This is a genomic window from Chryseobacterium jejuense, from assembly GCF_900100075.1.
GTDB classification, from domain to species: Bacteria; Bacteroidota; Bacteroidia; order Flavobacteriales; family Weeksellaceae; genus Chryseobacterium; species Chryseobacterium jejuense.
Genome location: NZ_FNEG01000007.1, coordinates 107579 through 130084, shown reverse-complemented (window position 1 = coordinate 130084; position 22506 = coordinate 107579). Strand labels below are relative to the sequence as shown.

Annotated in this window: 23 protein-coding genes; 17 read left to right on the top strand and 6 right to left on the bottom strand. The window is 35.8% G+C overall.

The genetic code is table 11. The features are described 5' to 3' along the window. On the top strand, nucleotides 1–936 hold the full coding sequence (locus tag BLS98_RS19845) for a sulfate/molybdate ABC transporter ATP-binding protein (RefSeq protein WP_089738723.1): 936 nt from the start codon (nucleotides 1–3) through the stop codon (nucleotides 934–936). Nucleotides 937–1256: 320 nt separating this feature from the next. Here BLS98_RS19845 and BLS98_RS19840 read toward each other — a convergent pair whose 3' ends face one another. After that, on the bottom strand, nucleotides 1257–1601 hold the full coding sequence (locus tag BLS98_RS19840) for a zinc ribbon domain-containing protein YjdM (protein WP_045493665.1): 345 nt from the start codon (nucleotides 1599–1601) through the stop codon (nucleotides 1257–1259). Between the two features lie 686 nt (nucleotides 1602–2287). Between BLS98_RS19840 and BLS98_RS19835 the strand changes: the two genes are divergently transcribed. From BLS98_RS19835 to BLS98_RS19775, 13 genes are all read left to right on the top strand, one after another. Then, entirely contained in the window at nucleotides 2288–3493 is a 1206-nt protein-coding gene (locus BLS98_RS19835; RefSeq protein WP_089738721.1) for an RsmB/NOP family class I SAM-dependent RNA methyltransferase, read from the top strand. Between the two features lie 728 nt (nucleotides 3494–4221). Further along, nucleotides 4222–5889, top strand: a complete 1668-nt coding sequence (gene asnB / locus BLS98_RS19830; protein ID WP_089738720.1) for an asparagine synthase B — start codon at nucleotides 4222–4224, stop codon at nucleotides 5887–5889. Between the two features lie 314 nt (nucleotides 5890–6203). Further along, entirely contained in the window at nucleotides 6204–7046 is an 843-nt protein-coding gene (locus BLS98_RS19825; protein WP_045493655.1) for a hypothetical protein, read from the top strand. 141 nt (nucleotides 7047–7187) lie between these two features. Further along, nucleotides 7188–8591: an MFS transporter gene (locus BLS98_RS19820; RefSeq protein ID WP_089738717.1), complete on the top strand. Its 1404-nt coding sequence runs from the start codon at nucleotides 7188–7190 to the stop codon at nucleotides 8589–8591. A gap of 123 nt (nucleotides 8592–8714) precedes the next feature. Continuing rightward, entirely contained in the window at nucleotides 8715–9590 is an 876-nt protein-coding gene (locus BLS98_RS19815) for a pirin family protein (protein WP_089738715.1), read from the top strand. A gap of 232 nt (nucleotides 9591–9822) precedes the next feature. After that, nucleotides 9823–10134, top strand: coding sequence for a GNAT family N-acetyltransferase (locus BLS98_RS19810; RefSeq protein ID WP_089738713.1), 312 nt, complete (start codon nucleotides 9823–9825; stop codon nucleotides 10132–10134). A 48-nt stretch (nucleotides 10135–10182) separates the two neighbouring features. Beyond that, on the top strand, nucleotides 10183–11082 hold the full coding sequence (locus BLS98_RS19805) for a pirin family protein (protein ID WP_089738711.1): 900 nt from the start codon (nucleotides 10183–10185) through the stop codon (nucleotides 11080–11082). A gap of 19 nt (nucleotides 11083–11101) precedes the next feature. Next, complete coding sequence (locus BLS98_RS19800; protein ID WP_089738710.1) at nucleotides 11102–11641, top strand: NADPH-dependent FMN reductase; 540 nt, start codon at nucleotides 11102–11104, stop codon at nucleotides 11639–11641. Beyond that, nucleotides 11634–12212: a TMEM175 family protein gene (locus BLS98_RS19795; protein ID WP_089738708.1), complete on the top strand. Its 579-nt coding sequence runs from the start codon at nucleotides 11634–11636 to the stop codon at nucleotides 12210–12212. The genes BLS98_RS19800 and BLS98_RS19795 overlap by 8 nt, the downstream gene beginning before the upstream one ends. 1 nt (nucleotide 12213) lies before the next feature. Then, entirely contained in the window at nucleotides 12214–12432 is a 219-nt protein-coding gene (locus tag BLS98_RS19790) for a (4Fe-4S)-binding protein (RefSeq protein ID WP_089738707.1), read from the top strand. Then, entirely contained in the window at nucleotides 12432–12827 is a 396-nt protein-coding gene (locus BLS98_RS19785; RefSeq protein WP_089738705.1) for an OsmC family protein, read from the top strand. The genes BLS98_RS19790 and BLS98_RS19785 overlap by 1 nt, the downstream gene beginning before the upstream one ends. 3 nt (nucleotides 12828–12830) lie before the next feature. Then, complete coding sequence (locus tag BLS98_RS19780) at nucleotides 12831–13118, top strand: GNAT family N-acetyltransferase (protein ID WP_181575099.1); 288 nt, start codon at nucleotides 12831–12833, stop codon at nucleotides 13116–13118. A 287-nt stretch (nucleotides 13119–13405) separates the two neighbouring features. After that, nucleotides 13406–14965: a sodium:solute symporter gene (locus BLS98_RS19775; RefSeq protein ID WP_089738703.1), complete on the top strand. Its 1560-nt coding sequence runs from the start codon at nucleotides 13406–13408 to the stop codon at nucleotides 14963–14965. Nucleotides 14966–15066: 101 nt separating this feature from the next. On the opposite strand, the gene BLS98_RS19770 is transcribed toward BLS98_RS19775, so the two are convergent. Then, nucleotides 15067–17298 carry a reprolysin-like metallopeptidase gene (locus BLS98_RS19770; RefSeq protein ID WP_089738700.1) on the bottom strand — a complete coding sequence of 744 codons (2232 nt, stop codon included), beginning with the start codon at nucleotides 17296–17298 and terminating at the stop codon, nucleotides 15067–15069. Between the two features lie 345 nt (nucleotides 17299–17643). Here BLS98_RS19770 and BLS98_RS19765 point away from each other — a divergent pair, with 345 nt between their 5' ends. The 3 genes from BLS98_RS19765 to BLS98_RS19755 all read left to right on the top strand — a co-directional run bounded on the left by BLS98_RS19765 (nucleotide 17644) and on the right by BLS98_RS19755 (nucleotide 20113). Further along, a complete protein-coding gene (locus BLS98_RS19765; RefSeq protein WP_089738698.1) occupies nucleotides 17644–18162 on the top strand; it encodes a hypothetical protein in 519 nt (172 codons plus the stop codon). A gap of 107 nt (nucleotides 18163–18269) precedes the next feature. Next, on the top strand, nucleotides 18270–19124 hold the full coding sequence (locus BLS98_RS19760; RefSeq protein ID WP_262487366.1) for a transketolase: 855 nt from the start codon (nucleotides 18270–18272) through the stop codon (nucleotides 19122–19124). Nucleotides 19125–19165: 41 nt separating this feature from the next. After that, nucleotides 19166–20113 carry a transketolase family protein gene (locus BLS98_RS19755; RefSeq protein ID WP_089738694.1) on the top strand — a complete coding sequence of 316 codons (948 nt, stop codon included), beginning with the start codon at nucleotides 19166–19168 and terminating at the stop codon, nucleotides 20111–20113. Nucleotides 20114–20309: 196 nt separating this feature from the next. On the opposite strand, the gene BLS98_RS19750 is transcribed toward BLS98_RS19755, so the two are convergent. The 4 genes from BLS98_RS19750 to BLS98_RS19735 are packed head-to-tail and all read right to left on the bottom strand — an operon-like array spanning nucleotide 20310 to nucleotide 22439. Continuing rightward, nucleotides 20310–20825, bottom strand: coding sequence for a hypothetical protein (locus BLS98_RS19750; RefSeq protein WP_228425275.1), 516 nt, complete (start codon nucleotides 20823–20825; stop codon nucleotides 20310–20312). After that, entirely contained in the window at nucleotides 20803–21282 is a 480-nt protein-coding gene (locus BLS98_RS19745; RefSeq protein WP_089738692.1) for a hypothetical protein, read from the bottom strand. The genes BLS98_RS19750 and BLS98_RS19745 overlap by 23 nt, the downstream gene beginning before the upstream one ends. Nucleotides 21283–21329: 47 nt before the next feature. Then, nucleotides 21330–21878 (bottom strand): hypothetical protein, encoded by a 549-nt coding sequence (locus BLS98_RS19740; RefSeq protein ID WP_089738690.1) that lies wholly within the window; start codon nucleotides 21876–21878, stop codon nucleotides 21330–21332. A gap of 21 nt (nucleotides 21879–21899) precedes the next feature. Continuing rightward, a complete protein-coding gene (locus tag BLS98_RS19735; RefSeq protein WP_089738688.1) occupies nucleotides 21900–22439 on the bottom strand; it encodes a DMP19 family protein in 540 nt (179 codons plus the stop codon). Nucleotides 22440–22506 lie beyond the last annotated feature (67 nt).

The window sequence follows — 22506 nt, the reverse complement described above, 5'->3', positions numbered from 1 at the left end:
ATGCTTTTAGAAATAAACAATTTATTCTTCTCTCACACCAAAGAAAAACCGTTGTTTCAAAACCTTAATTTAAGATTTGAGGCCAATAAAATTATTGCCCTGGCAGGAGAAAGCGGATGCGGAAAATCTACCCTTTTAAGCCTTGTATATGGACTGCTTGATTGGGAAAGCGGAGAGATTATTTTTGATGGAATCAGACTATTGGGTCCCAAAGGAAATCTTGTTCCCGGAGAAGCTGAGATGAAGTTTGTAGCACAGAATTTTGACCTGATGCCTTATGCTACTGTTGCTGAAAATGTGGGTAAATTTATTTCGAATATCAATCTAACAAGAAAAAGAGAAACCGTAATGGAACTTCTTGAAGTAGTAGGTCTTCAGGAGTTTGCCAACGTACTTCCTAAATATTTAAGTGGCGGGCAACAACAAAGAGTAGCCATTGCAAGAGCACTTTCCGTTATGCCTAAGCTTCTTATCCTTGATGAGCCTTTCAGTAACCTTGATTTCCCAAGAAAAATTGAGCTTAGAGAAAGACTTTTCCGATATGTGAAGGAACATCAGATCTCTCTGGTTATTTCTACTCACGAACTTCAGGATATCATGCCATGGCTGGATCAGATTGTTATTCTTCAGAATGGAAGACTCATTCAGAATGAGAGTCCGGAAGAAACCTACAAAAATCCATACAATTCCTATGTTGCCAAATTATTTGGTGAAGTGAATATCTTTAACAAAACTGAAGCGGCAGACTTCCAGCTTTCAAAATTTTTCTATTATCCAAAAGGAATAAAAGTAGCTGAAAATGGTATCGAAGCCGAAGTATTAGAAAGCCGATTTGCAGGGAATCATTATTGGAATAAAATTAAAGTAAAGAATAAAGAATTGGTGATGTATACTGATAATAAACTACAAGATTCTGTCAGTATTTCATTTATTTAAATTTCAGAAAATTGAGATAGCAAAACTCTGATGTTTAAGCCCTGGCTATCTACGCTTACGTAAGCTTTACAAGTTTAAACAAAAGCACATAACTTATACATTCCCTTACACTTATCAATAAAAAAAACACAAACATAAGAATCTGTTATTAAACTTTTTCTTACATTTGTATTTCCACAGCATAAGGAAATTATTGGTTATTTCTCTTTCTGCCTTTTAGACGGACATTAGCAATCTTGCAATTAAGTCTTTGAAAGATTACACTGTCCAATTTTTTCCTTTTTTTATGGTCTTTAGCCCATATCAAAAGTGAATTCTAATTATGCTTTCTTCACAAATTCTGACTTTAAAGCCATTGCCCCAAAACCATCAATCTTACAATCGATATTGTGATCGCTTCCCGGTCTTAGGCGGATATTTTTCACTTTAGTACCAGCTTTTACCGGTTTTGGTGCTCCCTTTACAGGAAGATCTTTTACGACCACTACAGAATCACCATCCTGAAGTTCATTTCCGTTAGAGTCCAATATTTTCCCTTCGTTTGCTGCTTCAGAAGCTGCTTCTTCAGGATTCCACTCGTAGAAACACTGAGAACATACCATCATGTTATCGTTTGGGTACGTAAACTCGGAGCTACATTTCGGACAAAGTACTGTATCACTCATATTTTTAATTTTTGCAAAGGTAGGGCTTTTTAAAGGTTGAAGTCAAGAGATAAAGTTCAGGATAGTAGATAATAAGCAGGATTTATTTTCACACCAACCAGTGAATTAAATAAAATTAATTAAGCTAAATGTAAAGAAAATAAAGGATTTTGATAAACCATGTATACTTTATTTGCAAAGATTTTTCATTTAAGCAAAAACAGTGGTTCATCTATCACTGAATAAAAAGGCATCAAACCGACTAAAAAAATATGAATCTTAAGAAAAGTCTTTATAGATTCAGGATTACAATTTATTAATAGCGTTTAAAAGATTAAAATACACCTCAAATTAATTCTTAAGCGTAATACTGTCTCAATTTTAAACGCTAATGCTCGCAAAGTTTTTTGACTAACACTGCATTTTTGCCCGCAAAGGCATTTCATTCAGCTAAGGTAGCAACTCATTCATTGCTGAGTAAAACGCCATTGCGATCGATTTAGCATGTAAAATAATAAAAATACTTAGCGAGCTCTGCGTTAAAATGTAAATGATATAAACTTCATAAATATTGCAACCCAATTATTCGCTCTACAACACCCCCACTCTCCTGCTCTAAAACCCTCTAGCCTTCAAACTCTCCAACTCAATCTTCAACTCTCAACTTTAATTCGTATTTTTGCAGATTCAAACAGCGAAGCAAACTTATGGAACTTATTCACAGAAACTTGGCAATCGGAATTCACGATGCCTTACAGGAAACATTTTTTGAGAAAAACAAATATGCCGATAAAGTTATTGAAAGACTTTTAAAGGCAAACAGAAAATGGGGAAGCCAGGACAGAGCCGTTGTTTCTGAGATTTTCTACAATATTATCCGTTGGAAAAAACGCCTTGAATATTATATGGGCGAAGGAGTAAAACCCAACAATATTTATAAACTTATCATTGCTTACCTTCTTTGGAGCAAGACCAATTATAAAAAGTTTGAAGAGTTTGACGGAATCAAAATTGCGGACATTCTTACCAAACTTAAAAAGAATACAGTTCCTACCAAAGCCATAGAATATTCTATCCCAGACTGGTTGGCAGAAACGTTGGAAAAAGAATTGGGTGCTAAATGGGAAAGAGAAATGCTTGCTTTGAATGAGCAGGCTCCTACTGTTTTAAGAGCAAACTCATTAAAAACTACCACCAAGGAACTTATTTCTGACCTTTCAGACGAAGGTGTTGTATCCTTCCCTATCAAAAGCTATCCTGATGCGGTACAGTTGGAAGAGAAAAAGAATGTTTTCCTTACTACAGCTTTTAAAGAAGGATTGTTTGAAGTTCAGGATGCTTCTTCTCAGAAGATCGGATATTTTCTTGACGTAAAAGAAGGACAAAGAGTTGTGGATGCATGTGCTGGTGCAGGAGGAAAAACACTTCACCTGGCTGCATTAATGCAAAACAAAGGTCAGATTATAGCTTTAGATATTTTCGAATGGAAACTTACTGAATTGAAGCGTCGTGCTAAAAGAGCCGGAGCCCACAATATTGAGACCCGTATGATCTCTGACAACAAGGTCATCAAGCGTCTTCATGATAAAGTAGACAGACTGTTAATTGATGCGCCATGTTCAGGTCTTGGAGTTTTGAAAAGAAATCCGGACAGTAAGTGGAAAATCGATCAGGACTTTATTGACAGAATCAAAAAAGAACAACAGCAGATTCTTCAGGATTATTCCAAAATGCTTAAAAAAGGCGGAAAGATGGTGTATGCAACATGTTCTATCTTACCATCTGAAAACAACCTTCAGGTAGATGAATTCATTAAAAACAACCCTGGATTCAAAATGATCAAGGATGAGAAGGTAATGCCAAGCGAAGGATACGATGGATTCTATATGGCATTGATTGAGAGAGTTTCTTAATTAATAATACAATACCTCTAGATATAAAAACTACTCCTTTGAGTAGTTTTTTTGTTTTTTTAGATAATTATGTAACATTTTACCACTATTCTCTACTAACTCTATAGATTAACCGTTTTGATGCTGTAGGGTATACTGATAAACTTCAATGACTTTATAGCAAATTATAATTATGAATACAAGAACCTAACTCTTGGGCTATCTTCTTAACCTTATCTGTCTTCTATACAGTTCTAAGGATGCTCAGATACACGTTCTCATTCTCAAAAAATTCCTACAAAACGATTACTCATGACATAACCGGCTGACAATGCTTCTTCCTATTTAATACTGGAAAATCATTTCAAAGTCTGAATAGTATAGTTAGTGATTTTAATTTACTAACAAAGGGCTTGTTAACCCCCTATAAAAACAAAACCTTCTTGCATGAGAATTGCAAGAAGGTAAAAACACAAATGATGAAAAAAAATTATTTCGAGCCACAAAGTAAGGGCTAAAATTTGCATAATAAATTATCATATATTAAGAAATATGTCATTTTTATTTTGTATACAGAATACATTAATTTTAGCCCAACGAAAAAAATTAAGCAAAAACATGTTAATTTCTATAAATAGTTGATATTTTTCTTTTAAATAAATTATTTAATTAAAAATATTAACTTATACATATTTTTCATTGTTATTTATAAACATCCCCTTTACTTTTGTCTCATAAATAATAAAAATATGTGTGGAATTGTATGTTTATTCGATGCTAAACAAAAAACTGAGCTATTAAGACCTCAGGTTTTAGAAATGTCAAAAAAGATCCGTCACAGAGGACCGGATTGGAGTGGAGTTTTTCAGGATGAAAAAGTAGTTTTCTCTCATGAAAGACTTGCCATTGTAGATCCAACCTCCGGAAAGCAACCTTTGTTTACTAAAGACGGAAAAGTAGTATTAGCTGTAAACGGTGAAATCTACAACCATAGAGAATTAAAAGAAGAATTTCCTGATTACGAGTTTCAAACCCAATCTGATTGTGAAGTGATTCTTGCACTCTACAGAAAACACGGAAAAGACTTTGTGGAAAAACTGAATGGTATTTTCGCCTTCGCATTATATGATACTGAAAATGAAGTATACCTTATTGCCCGCGACCATATGGGAATCTGCCCACTCTATCAGGGATGGGATAAGAACGGAAACTATTATGTAGCTTCTGAACTGAAAGCTTTAGAAGGGGTATGCAAAACTATTGAAACCTTCTTACCTGGACATTTGGTATACAGCAAAGACGGAAGTGATCTTCAGCAATGGTACACCAGAGAATGGGAAAGCTTTGACCACGTGAAGGAAAACGAGACTGATATCTCCAAATTAAGAAAAGGTCTTGAAGATGCTGTTCACAGACAACTGATGAGTGATGTACCTTACGGAGTCTTACTATCCGGTGGTTTAGATTCTTCTGTTATTTCAGCAATAACTGCAAAATTTGCAAGACAAAGAATAGAAAGCGGCGATACTCAGGAAGCATGGTACCCAAGATTACACAGTTTTGCTGTAGGTCTTGTAGGGTCTCCTGATTTGGCTGCAGCACAAAAAGCAGCAGAACATATCGGATCTGTACACCATGAGGTTAACTTTACGGTTCAGGAAGGATTGGATGCGGTACGTGACGTAATTTATCATCTGGAAACTTATGATGTAACTACCATCAGAGCTTCCACCCCGATGTATCTTTTAGCCAGGGTTATCAAATCAATGGGGATTAAAATGGTATTGTCAGGAGAAGGTTCTGATGAATTATTCGGTGGATACTTATATTTCCATAAAGCTCCTAACGCTAAAGAGTTCCATGATGAAACGGTAAGAAAACTTGGAAAGCTTCACCTGTATGACTGTCTGAGAGCTAACAAAGCTTTAATGAGCTGGGGAATAGAAGGAAGGGTTCCTTTCCTTGACAAAGAATTTATGGATATCGCCATGATGCTTAACCCAAAAGATAAAATGATTAACGTTGCTGAGGGAAAAATTGAAAAATGGGTACTAAGAAAAGCTTTTGAAGACCTTCTTCCTGCTTCTATTGCATGGAGACAAAAAGAACAGTTTTCAGATGGTGTAGGATATTCATGGATTGATACTCTGAAAGAAGTAGCTGAGAAAGAGGTAACGGATGAGATGATGACTAACGCAAGATTCAGATTCCCGTTAAACACTCCACAAAACAAGGAGGAATACCGATACAGAACTATTTTTGAAGAGCACTTCCCAAGTGAAACTGCGGCTGCCACTGTACCATCCGTTCCCTCTGTAGCCTGCTCTACTCCTATCGCATTAGAATGGGATGAGGCTTTCAAAAAAATGAACGACCCAAGTGGAAGATCGGTTAAGGTACACGAAACGTCGTATTAGTTGAGTTTGAGAGTGAGAGGGTTTTAGAGTGAGAGTGATTGGTGAATGATCAATTTTGGCATCCAGCAACAACTTACTAGGTATGTTTAAAGTTTTAAGTTATCATAATACTTAATCCATTCACGATTCACTTACGAAGCAAAATTGACTATTGAGATTTATTATTTAAATTAGAAACTATCCCTCTTTTTATTAAATTTCATCATAATAATTTATTAATCCTGTAGCAATACGGGATTATTTCTTGAATTAACTATAACAATATAGCACAATTTAACTGACAATCAAAAATAATATCTAATAAATAATTATATTTGGAAAACGAAAATATCAATTATAAAAAAATGAGAAGAAACCTTACTGTTTTATTTGCCTTATTATTCATCAGTTTTGCTTTTGGACAGGGAAAATATGGCAAATATCTGAACTCAAAAAAGCTTGCTTTAGCTTATAAAAGCGTGAAAGATGCTGATAAGGATGATTATTATCAACAGTTTTACTGGCTGGTAAAAGCTGAGCAGCTTAAAACCTATCCTCACTTAAAGGATATAAAACCTGTTGTTTTATATGAGTTTGTAAAATATGTAAACCCTCAGAATCCGACAAAAAAACTGGATAAAAGAGATAAAGAACTTAGAGCTACTGCAGAATTATCTTTAAATCAATACTTCAAAAACAAAAACTTCGAGAACAATTCTGTGTTAATGTACAACCTTGAAACCTATGTTGACCCATCAAAAGGACAATTCTACACGAAGGTTGATCCTGAAAAGATCAAAGAACTGGTTCCTAAAGAATTGTTTGCCTTCAATTCTTTCAACAGAAATTTAGGAGAGGAAAAAACCTATTATCTTTGGGTGGATAAGAAAAAAGATGACCTTAACATTGTAGATATTATTCCTAGTGAAAAAGAAGACAAATCTTTCTACACAAGATTAAGACAGTATCTTCCAAGCTATAAATTTTCAAAATATGTTCCTACTGTAAAAAAAGGGAACAAGTCTGATAAAACAGATGTAGAATATTATTACATCATGCCTTTCGAGCAGAATACTGATAATATTGAATACAAAACAAAGGATTTCAAAAATTTCACTTTAAGCCAGTATAGAAAAGCCGGTGACGAATGGAAAGGAGTTGAAAAGCCTAAAAAATAAATCAAAAAGTCCTGTGATATTTCGCAGGACTTTTTTAATTTTATATGGATTTCTTTATCTAAGAATCAAACTGCTTAAAGCAAGCATTTTTCTTCAAATAAAATAAGTCTGGATGTTTTTGAATATTCCAGCCTATACGAAATGACAGAAGCAACCCCTCAACAGACATCCATAAAGAAAATTCTTCCTTTGATTCTGGCCACTGCTATTTTTATGCAAATGCTGGATTCAACCATACTGAATACTTCTCTCCCATCCATTGCGAAAGATCTTCATGAGTCTCCACTGAACATGCAGAACGCCATCATCAGTTATGTATTGACATTGGCGGTCTTTATGCCTGCAAGCGGATTTTTGGCAGACCGTTTCGGAACTAAGAAAATATTTATTTTCTCACTGATATTATTCAGTTTGGGCTCCTTATTCTGTTCATTGTCTCAAAACCTTACCCATCTTGTTATTTCAAGAGTTATTCAGGGAGTCGGAGGAAGTTTAATGACTCCGGTCGGAAAGCTGGCACTCATTAAAACCTTTGACAAAAGTGAATTGTTGAAAGCGATGAACTTTGCCATCATCCCTGCCCTTATCGGGCCTGTTCTTGGACCATTGGTTGGAGGTTATATGGTAGATTATCTTTCATGGCACTGGATATTCCTCATCAATATTCCCATTGGTTTTTTAGGGATTATTTTAGGATTAAAATATATGCCTGATTACAAATCTGATGATGTAGATTTTGATTTGAAAGGTTTCTTAATTTTCGCCGCAGCTTCTCTCCTGCTTTCCATTTCCCTGGAACTGTTTGGAGATATGCAGAATATATCTCCGGTTCTCATTGTATTCATCCTTGGGTTTCTGTTTCTTTACTATTATTATAAACACGCCAAAAAAGGAGGCCATCCTATTTTCCCTTTAAACCTGTTTCAGGTGAGGACTTTCCGTGTAGGTATTGTGGGAAACCTGGCAACAAGATTAGGAATCAGTTCTGTTCCTTTGCTCCTTCCGTTGATGATTCAGATTGCTTATAAGCAGTCTGCCGTAACTTCAGGATGGATTATTGCACCAATGGCTCTGACTGCTATATTCGGGAAATCATCCGTTATCAAAATTCTGGATAAATATGGGTATCGACAAACTTTAATGCTCAACACCTTTATCATCGGAACCTTGATCTGTATGCTGGCTATTCCAGATATTCACACCTCATTATATTGGTTTGTTCCTATTATTGCCGTGCTTGGATTTTTTAACTCTATCCAATTCACTTCTATGAACACCATTTCTATTGCAGATCTCCGGAATTTCCAGACCAGCAGTGGTAATTCTTTGATATCGGTTAATCAGCAGCTTGCTATCGGCTTTGGGATTGCGTTTGGATTGATTGTTTTAAAGTTATTTGAAGGCTCAGACCTCATCCAGGGTGAAACTCACAACGCTTTCCGATATACTTTCCTCACCGTTGGAATATTAACGATCTTATCAGGATTTGTGTTTAGAAGACTGCATATTTCAGATGGAAAGAATATGAAATCGAAAGATGAATAAGTAAAGGTTACCACTTTTCAATCTCTTTACATTCTCCCTTTCTACCCTAATACGAACTTATCACAGATCAATGCATTTGCCTTATAAGTATGGTAATTTTGTTTACATAAAATCAACAATATTATGACAACTAAAAAAGTAGAAATGGTAGTATCTCCAAGACCTGCCCACTTTGTAGGTGACGGTTTTAGAGTTCATAATTTTATTCCAGGTGTACATGGATTGGATATGAAGAGAATGGATCCGTTCATTATGCTTGATTATAACTCAAAATTTCATTTCAATGGTTCAGACAGACCAAGAGGTGTGGGTGTTCATCCACACAGAGGTTTTGAAACAGTAACCATAGCATACAGCGGTAAAGTGGAGCATCATGACAGCGCAGGCGGTGGTGGCGTTATCGGAGAAGGTGATGTACAGTGGATGACTGCTGCTAAAGGCGTTCTTCACAAAGAATATCATGAAACAGAATGGGCTAAGGAAGGTGGAATCTTTCAAATGGTTCAACTTTGGGTAAATCTTCCGGCAAAAGATAAAATGAGTAACCCAAAATACCAGGCGATTGAAAATTCTAAGATGGAAAAAGTAGATCTTGGTGACAATGGGCATGTAGAAGTAATTGCCGGAGAATTTGACGGCCATAAAGGTCCTGCGTTTACCTTCACTCCTGTTCATATGATGAATGCAAAGCTTAAAGCTGGTGGTAAGGCAGAATTTAATTTTCCTGCTCACTTTAATACTGCAGCTTTGGTGATTGAAGGAAGTATTACTGTCAATGGAGAGGAACATGTTAAAGCAGATCATCTGACGTTATTTAAAAATGAAGGTGAGTCTTTCACCATTGAAGCCAAAGAAGATTCAATTGTTTTAATCATCAGCGGTGAGCCAATCAGTGAGCCAATCTTTCCCCACGGGCCTTTCGTGATGAATACCAGAGAGGAAATTATGCAGGCTTTTGAAGATTTCAATACCGGAAAATTCGGGTATCTTGAAGATTAAAAGGATAGAATTAAATTTTCCTTAATCTTAAATCATTCCTTTTTTACTAACTTTATATATCATTATATGAGGTTGAAGTGGAGAAGATTAGTACTAAGTATTATTTGGGAATATAAACCTAATAGAAATGGAAAATCTATTAGGTTTGTTTTCTCAGCAAGATTTCTTTTATAAAAAAAGGGTATTAATTTCTTCATACCAAGACCTTTAATCAACTTTTAAAACAAAAATTATGAAACCAGAATTTGAAAACATCCCCCTTGTAAAAACAGATAAAAGATTTCAAATAGAAGTTAATGGGCATTATGCCTTCATTGATTATCGTGAAACCACCCACCAGATCGCATTGATCCACACTGAAGCTGATCCGGAACTTGGTGGAACAGGTGCTGCTGCAGCGGTAGTGGAAAAAACACTGAACTATATTGAAGAAAGTGGTAAAAAGCTTCTTCCGTTTTGTCCATACGTTTTTGCCTTTATCAAAAAGCATCCGGAGTGGAAACGTATCGTGGATGAAAAGTTTGACGGATACGACAAACTATAAACCTTCATCAACATTTATCTAAACAAACATTAAAAGCATTACATCATTATGTCAAATATTGGACTTATCATCGAGGAAAAAGCAGCAGATATCGGAAATTTTCTGGTAGGCAGGCTTCTTCCGTTCCGTGAAAAAAGAGCGGTGGGACCTTTTGTTTTTATCGATCACATGGGACCTTCAGAATTAAAGGATTATCAAAACCTTGATGTTCCGCCTCATCCGCATATCGGATTATCTACACTAACTTATCTGCTTGAAGGCTCTATTTTCCACAGAGACAGTATCGGAAGTGCTCTTGAGATTAAGCCTGGAGCTGTTAACTGGATGACTGCCGGAAAAGGAGTGGTACATTCTGAAAGAACTCCGGAATATTTAAGACACACCGACAAAAGGCTTCACGGATTTCAGATCTGGGTAGGCCTTCCTAAACATCTTGAACAGTCTGAACCTACCTTCCATCATATTGAAGAAAATGACATCCCGGTTTGGGAAGAAGATGGAATTCAATATAAATTAATTGCAGGAGAAGCATTTGGAAAAACCTCTCCTGTGCCCGTACACAGTAAGTTATTTTTCATCGAGATCAAAACCAAAGAGGCTAAGAAAATAAGCATTGGAAAAGATCTGTATGGAGAAGCTGCGATGTATGTTTTGGATGGAACAGTAACTACTGAAGGAAACTCTTATGGTTCAAAACAACTGATGATCGCCAAAGACACCAAGCTTTGTGAATTTGATATGAGCGAAAACGGTACGGTATATCTTTTCGGTGGTGAACCTTTCGATGAGGAACGTTTTATCTTCTGGAACTTTGTGAATTCTGACAAGGAAGTGATTGACCAGGCTAAAGTAAACTGGAACGATCAAAATCATGAGGCATTTCCATTGGTTCCAGGTGATGAGCAAGAATATGTTCCACTACCGAAAGCGATTTTAAAGAGAAAATAATTTCATTTGATAAGAAACCATGAAAATATTAGCATTTGCAGGGAGCAGCTCCTCTACTTCTATTAACAGAGAACTGGTAAAGTTTGTTTTAAAGGATTTTCAGGAGGAAGAAATCAACCTCATTGACTTGAATGACTTCACGATGCCTGTTTTCTCTGTAGATCTTGAAAAGAAAGGATTTCCGGATGAAGCTCATCACTTTTTAAAGGTCATTGAAGAATGTGATGTGATCATCTGTTCTCTTGCAGAGCACAACAGGTCTTACAGTGCAGCTTTTAAAAACCTTTTTGATTGGGCATCAAGGATTAATGTAAAGGTATTTCAAAACAAACCCATGCTCTTGATGAGTACTTCTCCCGGAGGGTATGGCGGCGGAAATGTTATGAATACGGCTAAAACATTCTTTCCTCAGTTTGCCGCAGATATCAAGGATACTTTTTCACTACCAAAATTCTATGAGAATTTTGATCTTGAAAGCGGAGTGATTAATCCTGATATGCTCAGTGAGCTAAAAACAAAGATTGATAATTTTAAAACCCTAATTAAAACCAATGACTAAAGGAAGACTGGAAGCTTTCAGTGATGGGGTTTTAGCCATCATCATTACCATCATGGTTCTTGAACTGAAAGTACCTGAGGGAAGCAGCTGGACTAGTCTCAAACCTCTACTGCCTAAGTTTTTAGCTTATATTTTCAGTTTCATTTATGTAGGAATTTACTGGAACAACCATCACCATCTGTTTCAGGCAGTAAAAAGGGTAAACGGAGGTATTCTTTGGGCCAATCTTCATTTGTTATTCTGGCTATCAATGATGCCTATTGCCACAGAATGGATTGGTACCACCGGTTTTGCAGAAAATCCTGTAGCAACCTATGGTATTATCCTCGTTTTATGCGCCATTGCCTACAGTATTCTGGAGAATGTTATTATCCGGTGTGAAGGTGAAAATTCAAAACTGAAGGAGGCTATACACGCAAAATATAAAGAGAATATATCTATTATTTTTTATATTTTAGGAATCGGTACTTCATTTTTTTATCCTTATATTGCCATAGGTTTTTATTATATAGTGGCTCTTATATGGCTGATTCCGGATCAAAGAATCGAAAAATCATTAAAAGACAATTAATATGGAAACACACGAATATCCTAACGGCGACATTACTGTCATCTGGCAGCCTCAAAAGTGTATCCACTCGGCTGTATGTGTAAAAATGCTTCCCAAAGTCTACAATCCAAAAGACAGACCTTGGATAAAAGCAGAAAATGCAACCCCTGAAGAATTAAAAAATCAGATAGATCAATGCCCATCTGGAGCATTAAGTTATAAATTCAACACTGGAAAATAATGGCAGTAACGGTAAAAGCAAGTTTAGGAAAAACAAAATATTATACGGAGGTAACAGCGGGAGAAAATACAATCATTACCGATGAACCTATAGATAAAGGCGGGCAGAACAAAGGCTTCAATCCCATGGAAATTCTGGCGACTTCTCTGGCAAGCTGTACAGCAGCAACGCTAAGAATGTACATCGAAAGAAAAGAATGGGATGTGGAAAACATTAATGTGGAAGTGGAACTTGAAAACTACCCATTAACTAAAAGAGCTGTATTTCAAAGAGAGATCAGTTTTGAAGGGATTCTGGATGATGAACAATTGAAAAGACTTCACACTATTGCTGATGCCTGTCCTGTACATAAAATATTAACCAACGATATAGAAATACTAACTAAATTCTCATAAAACATGATCGAAGTAAAACAAAACAACGACGAGAAACACGGAAGTTTTGAAGCTTTCATAGATGGAAGACGCGCAGGAATGATGACATACACCTGGGCAGGAGAAGAAAGATTTATTATAGACCACACGGAGGTGGAAGAAGCCTACAACGGAAAAGGTGTAGGTAAAGAAATGCTTTTGGCTGCTGTAGATTTTGCACGGAAAACCGGAAAAAAAATAATTCCGCTTTGTCCTTTTGCAAAGGCTAGTTTTCAAAAGAGTGAGGAATTGCAGGATGTTTTAGTGAATTAATCACAGTTTCCACCCTTACAATACAAACCTTTCAGAGTAAATCTGGAAGGTTTTTTTATGCAGATATTTTTATTTTTAACGCTGGGGTCGCTAAGATTTCTTTAATAATATGCTGCAGAAGGTTCGCGAGGGCGTTTCACTCAACAATGACTGGAATGTTTTCATATTTATTTTACTTATTTAAGCTGTTAATTCTTCACTACCCCTCTTGAGAAATTGACTGTACTATAAATTCGCGATTCACGATGGTTCTTTTTTATATATTTGCTAAAATTTAAAATCTAAGCATGAATCCAGGAACTGTTCTTTTGCTGTTTGTCTTTATTTACTTCATTGGCCTTTTGGTGATCTCTTATTTCACCAGCCGAAATTCTGACAACCAGTCCTTCTTTATCGGTAATAAAAAAAGTAAATGGTGGCTCGTTGCATTTGGAATGATAGGTACCAGCTTAAGTGGGGTTACCTTTATTTCAGTTCCGGGAACCGTCGGAAAAATGACCGGCTCCGAATATATTTATGGAGGTTTTGAATATTATATGATGGTGATTGGTTTCTTCATCGGATATTTTATTGTGGCTGCTATCCTTCTGCCGTTGTATTATAAGATGAACCTTACTTCCATTTATACGTATTTGGGAAAAAGATTCAATGTAGAAGCGCATAAAATCGGATCTATATTCTTTATTATTTCAAGAGCAATTGGGGCAACAGCAAGATTATATCTGGTGGTGAATGTATTACAGATATTCCTTCTTGAAGGCCTGGGTGTTCCGTTTTGGGTAACTTCCATGGTTCTTTTGCTAATGGTTCTTCTTTATACTTTTGAGGGGGGCGTAAAAACAATCGTGATTACAGATACTTTACAAACGTCTTTCATGATTATCAGCTTGGTCGCTTGTATTGTCTACATTTTGTCCAACCTTAACCTATCTTTTGGTGAAGCGTATACTATTTTGGAACAGAAAAACTATACTCACTTTATCAATTTTGACCCTAATTCCAAGACATTTTTCCTCAAAACCATTCTGGGCGGAATCTTCATTACAATTGCTATGACCGGGCTGGATCAGGAAATGATGCAGAAAAACATCTCTGTAGACAACCTTAAAAATTCAAAGAAAAACATGTTAACTTTTGCAGGAACCCTTCTGCTAGTTAATCTTGCTTTCTTATTTTTAGGAGGACTACTCTATCTTTTCGCTTTACAACATGGTGCAGAATACGGAACCACTGGAACTGATCCTATAAGCAATATCTTCGGTTTCAAAGATGCTGCAGGAAATATCAAGAATGTGATGGGAGATGATCTTTTCCCTTCATTATCGCTTAATGGATACTTCCCAATGACGATTTCCGTGATCTTTATCATCGGATTAATTTCAGCATTATTCCCTTCTGCAGATGGGGCTTTAACAGCGGTAACAAGTTCGTACTGTGTAGATTTATTAAACCTTAATGAAGATAAAACCAAAACTGAAAAAGAGAAGAAAAGCCTTCGTATGAAAGTGCATTTGACTTTCACGGTTATGTTCTTCATTCTAATCATGGTATTCAAAGCGCTGAATGACAAATCTATTGTATATCTGATTATGGAAATTGCCGGATATACGTATGGACCGTTATTGGGACTTTTTGCTTTTGGAATCTTCACCAAGTTCAAAATTTCCAAAAAGTACTCTATTCTTATGGTAACAATTCTAGCACCTATCATCACCTATGTAATCAATTTTGCGGTTACTTCGTACACAGATTACAGAATTGGTGTGGAATTAATTGTTCTTAATGGATTATTGACCTTTATTGGTTTATGGCTGGTAAAGGATAAGCAGCATTTAAGAGTTGTTTAGGATTAAAAAGATGAAGTGTTCCAACATTTTGGATCTATATAAAAAAATTAAAGGCTGTTTTCAACAATAGAAAACAGCCTTTTTTGTGAATTGTTTATTATTTATTCTTTAATCCATTTTATGGTTCTTTCAGTAGTTTTCGTTTTAACTTTGATCAAATAATCTCCTTTTATGAGTTGAGCCACATTAAAAGTACCTACCCTATTATGATCAGGTTTATTATTCAATTTACTAAATACTAATTTCCCACTTACATCATATATAGTAATATCATAGGCTTCATTTGTAGTTGGAAATTTAATATTAAGAATACTTTTACCTGGGTTAGGATATACTACAAATACATCTTTATTTCCGGTTACTTCATTTACAGCTAATACATTTTTATTGATTGTAAAATTAACAGGATTAATATTAAAAAATACGTTTCCAGCCCCAGCTACCATAATTCTTGCTGTTGTTGTATTTACGTCAGGAATAGTAATGGTCTCAGAGCCGTCATTTGGAGTGGAAGCAACCAGAGTTGTTGGATAAGTAAGGCCTCCATCTGTTGAAAGTAAAATACTTACATTGGCACAATTTACCGGAGCAGCGGTAGTATTGGCGACATCCCATGTTATCGTCTGTGTAGAACTTATAGCCCATGTCACTGCGGAAGCTGGTGCTGTTACCTTGAACGGACCGGAATTTCCTGCAACCGTAATGACTGCATCATCATTCGCTACGCCTCCACAACCTGCATTATTATCTCTTACAGTTAGTCTGAACTCCATTGTTCTTCCATAAGATGGTAAAATTTCTCCTTTTGATACTGTATTGTTAAGGATACTTGTCAACTTTGGAAAGTATCTGTAAGAAACAGTCTCCGGCATAAATGATCTGAATATAGCAGCATTTCCGGTTGGAGTATTCCAGTCTCCTTCAGGACCATTATCATTTTGTTCCCAGCAATAAGTAAGGGCATTGTTTTCAGCATCCGTTGCAGAACCTGTAAGTTTAAAGGGTGTAGCTTTCGGTATTGTATAATTATTCCCGGCATTTACTGTAGGTGCAGTGTTGCTGACAGGAGTTGTCACCTGACACGTTGTTGATGATACTGCTGTAGTGATAGACTCAAATGATCGGGTATGAAAAATAGGAATACTGTTGTTGGCTAAATTATTTAAAGATCCGCAAATTCCGGCATATGCCATAATCGTAATCCCGCTTCCCGGTTCTACGGCAGCATCAGCATCCCGGTTACCGTCACAACTTCCTGTAACTGCATTAAAAGTATGGGGTCCCCAAAACTGATGTCCTACTTCATGAGCAACGTAATCAATATCATAAGGATCACCAACCGGGTTACCTCTTCCTGTAATCCCTTTTCCTTTATAGTCAGGATCACATATACCATAATAAGCTAATCCGCCGCCGCCTGTGCTAAAAGTATGGCCAATATCATAACTATTAATTCCGATGATGGCGTTAATCTGAGTTTGGCTTTCTTCAATTAATACATCTGAATCATTATTACCATTGAAAGGATCTGTAGCGGGGTTTGTAAAAATGAGGCTGGTCTCATTAGGAACTAATATCAATCTCACAGCCACCTCTTGCTCATAAACACCGTTTACTCTGTTTACAGTTGTTACAATAGCAGACAGGGTTTGAGCCACAGTAGGAGAAGCTTGCCCTGTTGCAGCTTTTGCATATTCCCCTGTACAGGCTACAGCAAACCTAAAAATTCTAATTTGGTTTCCTACTCCCGGAGTAACGTTTTTTTGAGTGTTTTTTTTTATAGTCTGAAATTTCTCTTCTTTAGTACCACAAATTATGGGACTCTTATTTATTAAATCATTTTTTTTGTAGATGATATAATTATTCACATCATTTTTAGCATACGGATCAATATACATATCCCCTGTCACCACAGATTTTATCTGAGCATGAAATCCCAATTCTGTAAAATCTAATTTCACAGTAGCGTACTGATCATCAACCCCTTGTCCTGTAAAGGTAACCAACTGAGGAAATTTATTTGCTAATTCAGGAGCCATTACAGAAGATTTCCAGACTTTGAATTTTGCTTTTGTTCCATCAGGCATAGGCAAAATAATAATGGGTGCTTTGTCTTTAAAATCAGTATCCCCCAACTCCGGAACTGATTGAAAATAGCTTTTCATTCCGGCTACATCTAATCTGTAAGTGAGAAATCTTTCCGGCTGTATCAACCTGTCACCAGGCTTAGATTCAACAGATCTTTCACTAATTTTTGTAAAAAAATCCTGTGCCTTCCCTAAAGAAATGGAGATAATGAATATCCCCAGACAGAGTAATTGTTTAATTTTCATTGTTTATGTGGTTTAATTCTCAAATAAATAATCAAAAGGATGAAAAACAAATTATTTAGCTAAAAATAATTATAAATCTAACACAATAAACATATACAAAAAAACAAATATTCTCTATTTATTCATAATAACCATACATATTATAATGATTTGAAAAATAAATACTTAAAAAAAACAAACTTTATTAAAAATATTAATGAGGTCGTTTTGTATTCATCTCTAAATGGTAAAAAACTCGCAATTTTATCAGGAACCTTTTAAATATTCCATAATTATCCCTTAGAGAGGGATCTATTTCAATATCTTTGACGGCAAGAATTAAAATAAAAAAACAGTATTAAAACTATGAAAAAAATTATTTCACTTTTCGTCTTTGTACTCACATTCGGATCCTTAGTAGCTCAGGAAAATTTTGAAGTGTCTACTTTAAGAATCGGGCCTTACAAGATCTTCATGGAAAAAAGTGAAGCAGAAAAAATTGCAGGTACTAAAATCAAAATTTCTGACGGACAACAAAAGAATTTCGTAAAGTACAATGGTGAGGATATTAATATTGAAGTTTTTCAGGGCTATGGTGGTTCTGCAAAACCTGATGCTGTTACCATTGCAGGAATGACAACCACCAGTAAAAAATTCAGAACCAAAAGCGGAATGGGTGTGGGAAGTACCAGAGATGAACTTATCAATACTTACAAAAACTATCCTATATTTAGTGTTCGTCCGGAGGTTGATGACAATGGTAAACGTATTAAAGATGCAGGATACTTTAATATTGATGACTATGATGCTGGAACACAGTTAACATTTAAATTTGTTAATAATATTGTTACAGAAATTACAGTTTACATCAACGAAGGCTGTTAAAAGCACGAAAATATTCAAATCGATCAAAATCCGGGTTTTTATATCCGGATTTTTGCATTTCCATAAGCCGGTAAAAAATTGTAAATTCGCGTGCAAATAAATCAGATATAATGAGTAAAAGTATCGAAGAGTTAAAATCTCTTACTACACAGATCAGAAGAGACATTTTAAGAATGGTTCACGCTGTAAATTCAGGACACCCGGGAGGAAGCTTAGGCTGTACAGAGTACTTTACAGCACTTTACGGAAAGGTGATGAACTATCATCTTCCTTTTACGATGGAAGGCAAGAATGAAGACCATTTTTATCTATCAAACGGGCACATTTCTCCTGTGTACTACTCTACTTTGGCAAGATTCGACTTCTTCCCAGTACACGAGCTAAGTACTTTCAGAAAGCTTGATTCAAGATTACAGGGGCACCCTACTACTCACGAAGGTCTTCCAGGAATCAGAATTGCTTCAGGTTCTTTAGGACAAGGTCTTTCTGTAGCTTTAGGAGCTGCTTTAGGTAAAAAAATGGATGGAGACCAATCTCTTGTTTACACGCTTCACGGAGATGGTGAACTTCAGGAAGGTCAGATCTGGGAGGCACTGATGTTTGCTGCTGCTAAAAAAGTAGATAACATCATTTCTACTATCGACTACAACGGACGTCAGATTGATGGTGATACAGATGATGTATTAAGCCTTGGGAATCTTCATGCTAAACTTGAAGCTTTCGGATGGATTGTTTTAGAAGAAAAGAATGGTAACGATCTTGAAGCTGTAATCGGTATTCTTGAAAGAGCAAAAACTGAAACAGGAAAAGGAAAACCTGTGGCTATTATCCTTCACACAGAAATGGGTGCTGGAGTAGATTTCATGATGGGATCTCACGCTTGGCATGGTAAAGCTCCTAATGATGAGCAATTGGATACTGCATTCAAACAATTGTATTTGGAAGCTCCTGCTGACTACTAATCTCTAACCATCAGTTAAAATCTCGATTAATAAAAATAAAAATGAAATATACATATACAGAAAAAAAGGACACACGTTCAGGATTCGGAGCTGGATTAGCTGAGCTTGCTGACAAAAACCCTAATGTAGTAGCACTTTGTGCAGACCTTATCGGATCTTTAAAAATGGAGAAATTCATTGAAAAAGCTCCTGAAAGATTTATCCAAGTAGGTATTGCAGAAGCTAACATGATGGGACTTGCTGCAGGTCTTAGCATCACTGGAAAAATTCCTTTCACAGGAACTTTTGCTAACTTCTCTACTTCAAGAGTATATGACCAAATTCGTCAGTCTATTGCTTACTCTGGTAAGAATGTGAAAATCTGTGCATCTCACGCAGGTCTTACATTAGGAGAAGATGGAGCTACTCACCAGGTATTGGAAGATATCGGGATGATGAAAATGCTTCCTGGAATGACTGTCATCAACCCATGTGACTACAACCAGACAAAAGCGGCTACTCTTGCTATTGCTGATTTTGAAGGTCCTGTATATTTAAGATTCGGTAGACCAACTGTTCCTGTATTCATGCCTGAAGATATGCCTTTCGAAATTGGAAAAGGAATCATGCTTCAGGAAGGTACTGATGTAACAATTGTTGCAACAGGACACCTTGTATGGGAATCTCTTGTAGCTGCTGACGAGCTTGAAAAAGAAGGTATTTCTTGTGAAGTGATCAACATCCACACTATTAAGCCTCTTGATGAAGAAATCATCTTAAAATCTGTTGAAAAAACAGGTAAGATTGTAACGGCTGAAGAGCACAACTATCTTGGTGGTTTAGGTGAATCTGTTGCAGGAATGCTTGCTAGAAAAAGACCTACAAGACAAGAGTTTGTTGCGGTAAACGATACTTTCGGAGAATCTGCAACACCAGCTGAATTGATGAAGAAGTATAAGATTGATGCTGCAGCAGTGAAAGAAGCTGTAAAAAGAATTTTAGCTAACTAATCATTAGCATTATCATAATAACTGCGGGCTGTTTCTTCGAAACAGCCCGCAGTCTTTTATTGAATGAGTGATTCTACGTTGGAGTTCACCACCCCGTCAAAAATTCTTTGAATTTTTGCCACCCCTCCAGCGGAGGGGAATGGTTATACTTATAGTTCTCATGGTTGTAGCTTCTACCCTACGTATCGTTTTTTTGTTATTCCCGTTCGTTGAAAGGAATTCCAACAGCAATCAGGATGGGACATAATATTTCCTTTATATAATCATCTTCTCTCTCAATGGATTTCTTTGAGCCTGAAAAGTAATTGCTGATTCTATAATTTTTCACAAACTGATTGCGTTTCTTGCCAATGGAATAATAATATCCGCCTCTTTCATCATTGATAAAATAAGTCATTTCCCCGAAGGTCATGATCTTTTTGGAGAGTATCCATTTTTTGTAAATACACTTTTCCGATTTATCAAAAATATATTTTACAGGAATTCTGAAAAAAAGGTCAAACAGGATATAGATCATATAAATGGCCCATATTATCATTGCTATTTTAAACTGATCTCCGGACATTTTATCCATAAAGTAATAGACAATCACCGGAAGAGCAATAATTCCCAATGCAAGCCACCATATCAGAGTTTTCAAAAAATCATAATTGGGCATTATGCTGATTTCGCCGCCGTTCTCTTCAAATTTATAACGGTCTGTTATATTCATTGCCCGGTTCGTTAATTTTCATGATGTCTTCAGTTTCATTTACCATCTTTTGGATTCCCTTTTGCGTCAGAGCCTGTCCAATGGTCAGATGTTTTTCTTTTCCATCTACTTCAAAATAAATAGACAATATCACATTTGTTGTAATAAAACCTAGATACTTTGTTGCCAGCACATGAAAATTGGTAAAATCCTTTAGATCATAGGTTTTGGCCGGAACAAAAATGGTATGCTTCCCGGTAATGGTTTTTCGATCCATATCGATGACAAATTTCTTTGTAAAGAAATTGATAGCAATAAGCACTACTAGTGCAATAAGAACAAGGCTTAAGATCCTTACATCCTTAAAGACCAGTCCTGCTATTATTAAAAAGAAAAGGCATAAAACAGAGACAAAAACCGGTTGATTTTTAAAAATGTACTGGTTTCCTTCCTGTTTGTAAAATTTGTATGAATTCATAATAATTTATTTATATAGTGATTTAGGTATTACAGAGATTAATCTTCTTATGATTGGTATCGTTGTGCTATTTCATCTTCATTGATGATTTTCAGAGTATTTAGGTCTGTTCTGAAATAGGTATCATGAATAGAAAAATAGGCATTCATTTTTATTTTAGTTTGTTCCGACGCTTTCTTCCAGCAATCAGAAAACCATTGTTCAAACAGTTTATATTTTTCATCATCATATTCATCCAGAATATCATCAAAATCATCTCCTTCGTAATGATCCTGAAAATCTGAGACTATTTTCCATATTTTTTCAGGAATCAGAGCATCCCAGTCACTATTTTCTTCAGCATTCCCAATCTTTTTAGTAGGTAAAGAAACTGTATTGGTAGCAATATTGCCTTTTCCATCTACCCCCCAGAATACAATATCAAGATATTCGTACTCATATTCGAAATAGAATGCTTTGATATCAGACTTCCCATTGTTATCAGGATAACTGATGTTTTCTCCATTCAACAGATGAACCAGATCTTCTGTAAGCTGTACGCTGTTTTCTTCCAGGTATTTTTTTAATTCAATATTGAGTTTTTTAAGATCTTCCATAGACTCATTTTGTTTAAAAAATTATGATCTGTCAAGTTTTCTACCCGTCAGTTTTTCCAGTTCTGAAAACATATCTTCGATAGTCAATACTTGTAAATCCTGATGATTTCTCAACCATTGCGAATGTAATACAATTAAATCTTCTTCCAAGCTGTAAAATGAACTGTTTTTCAGTTTATCTCTGGTTTTATTGGGTCCAAAATATTCACTTTTCAGATACTTTTCAAGTTCTCCTTCTTCCAGATTTTCTACTATTGAACACTGTTCAAGAAAAAGATCAAGATGTTTTTGTGCCCCTATTTTTCTTAATCCTTCTTCAATATCTCTGTTGAGATCCGGTGACCATTTTGAATTCCACACAAATTGGGAAAAATTTCCATTGGAATATTGTGCGAGATAGTAATCAAGATAATAGCTGATGATGGAATCTTTATGCATGTTTTCCATGTCAAATCCTTCTTCGTTCAGAAGATTCACTACTGAGATATTGGAAAGGATCAACTCATAAGGATCGTTACTGTTGTAAGATGTGTCTGAGACAATTATTTTATGCTGCTTCATATTGTATAATGATATGTGTTTTTTTGTTCTTCATCCTTTAATTTAATTGTCCCAGGTCTCCATCCCA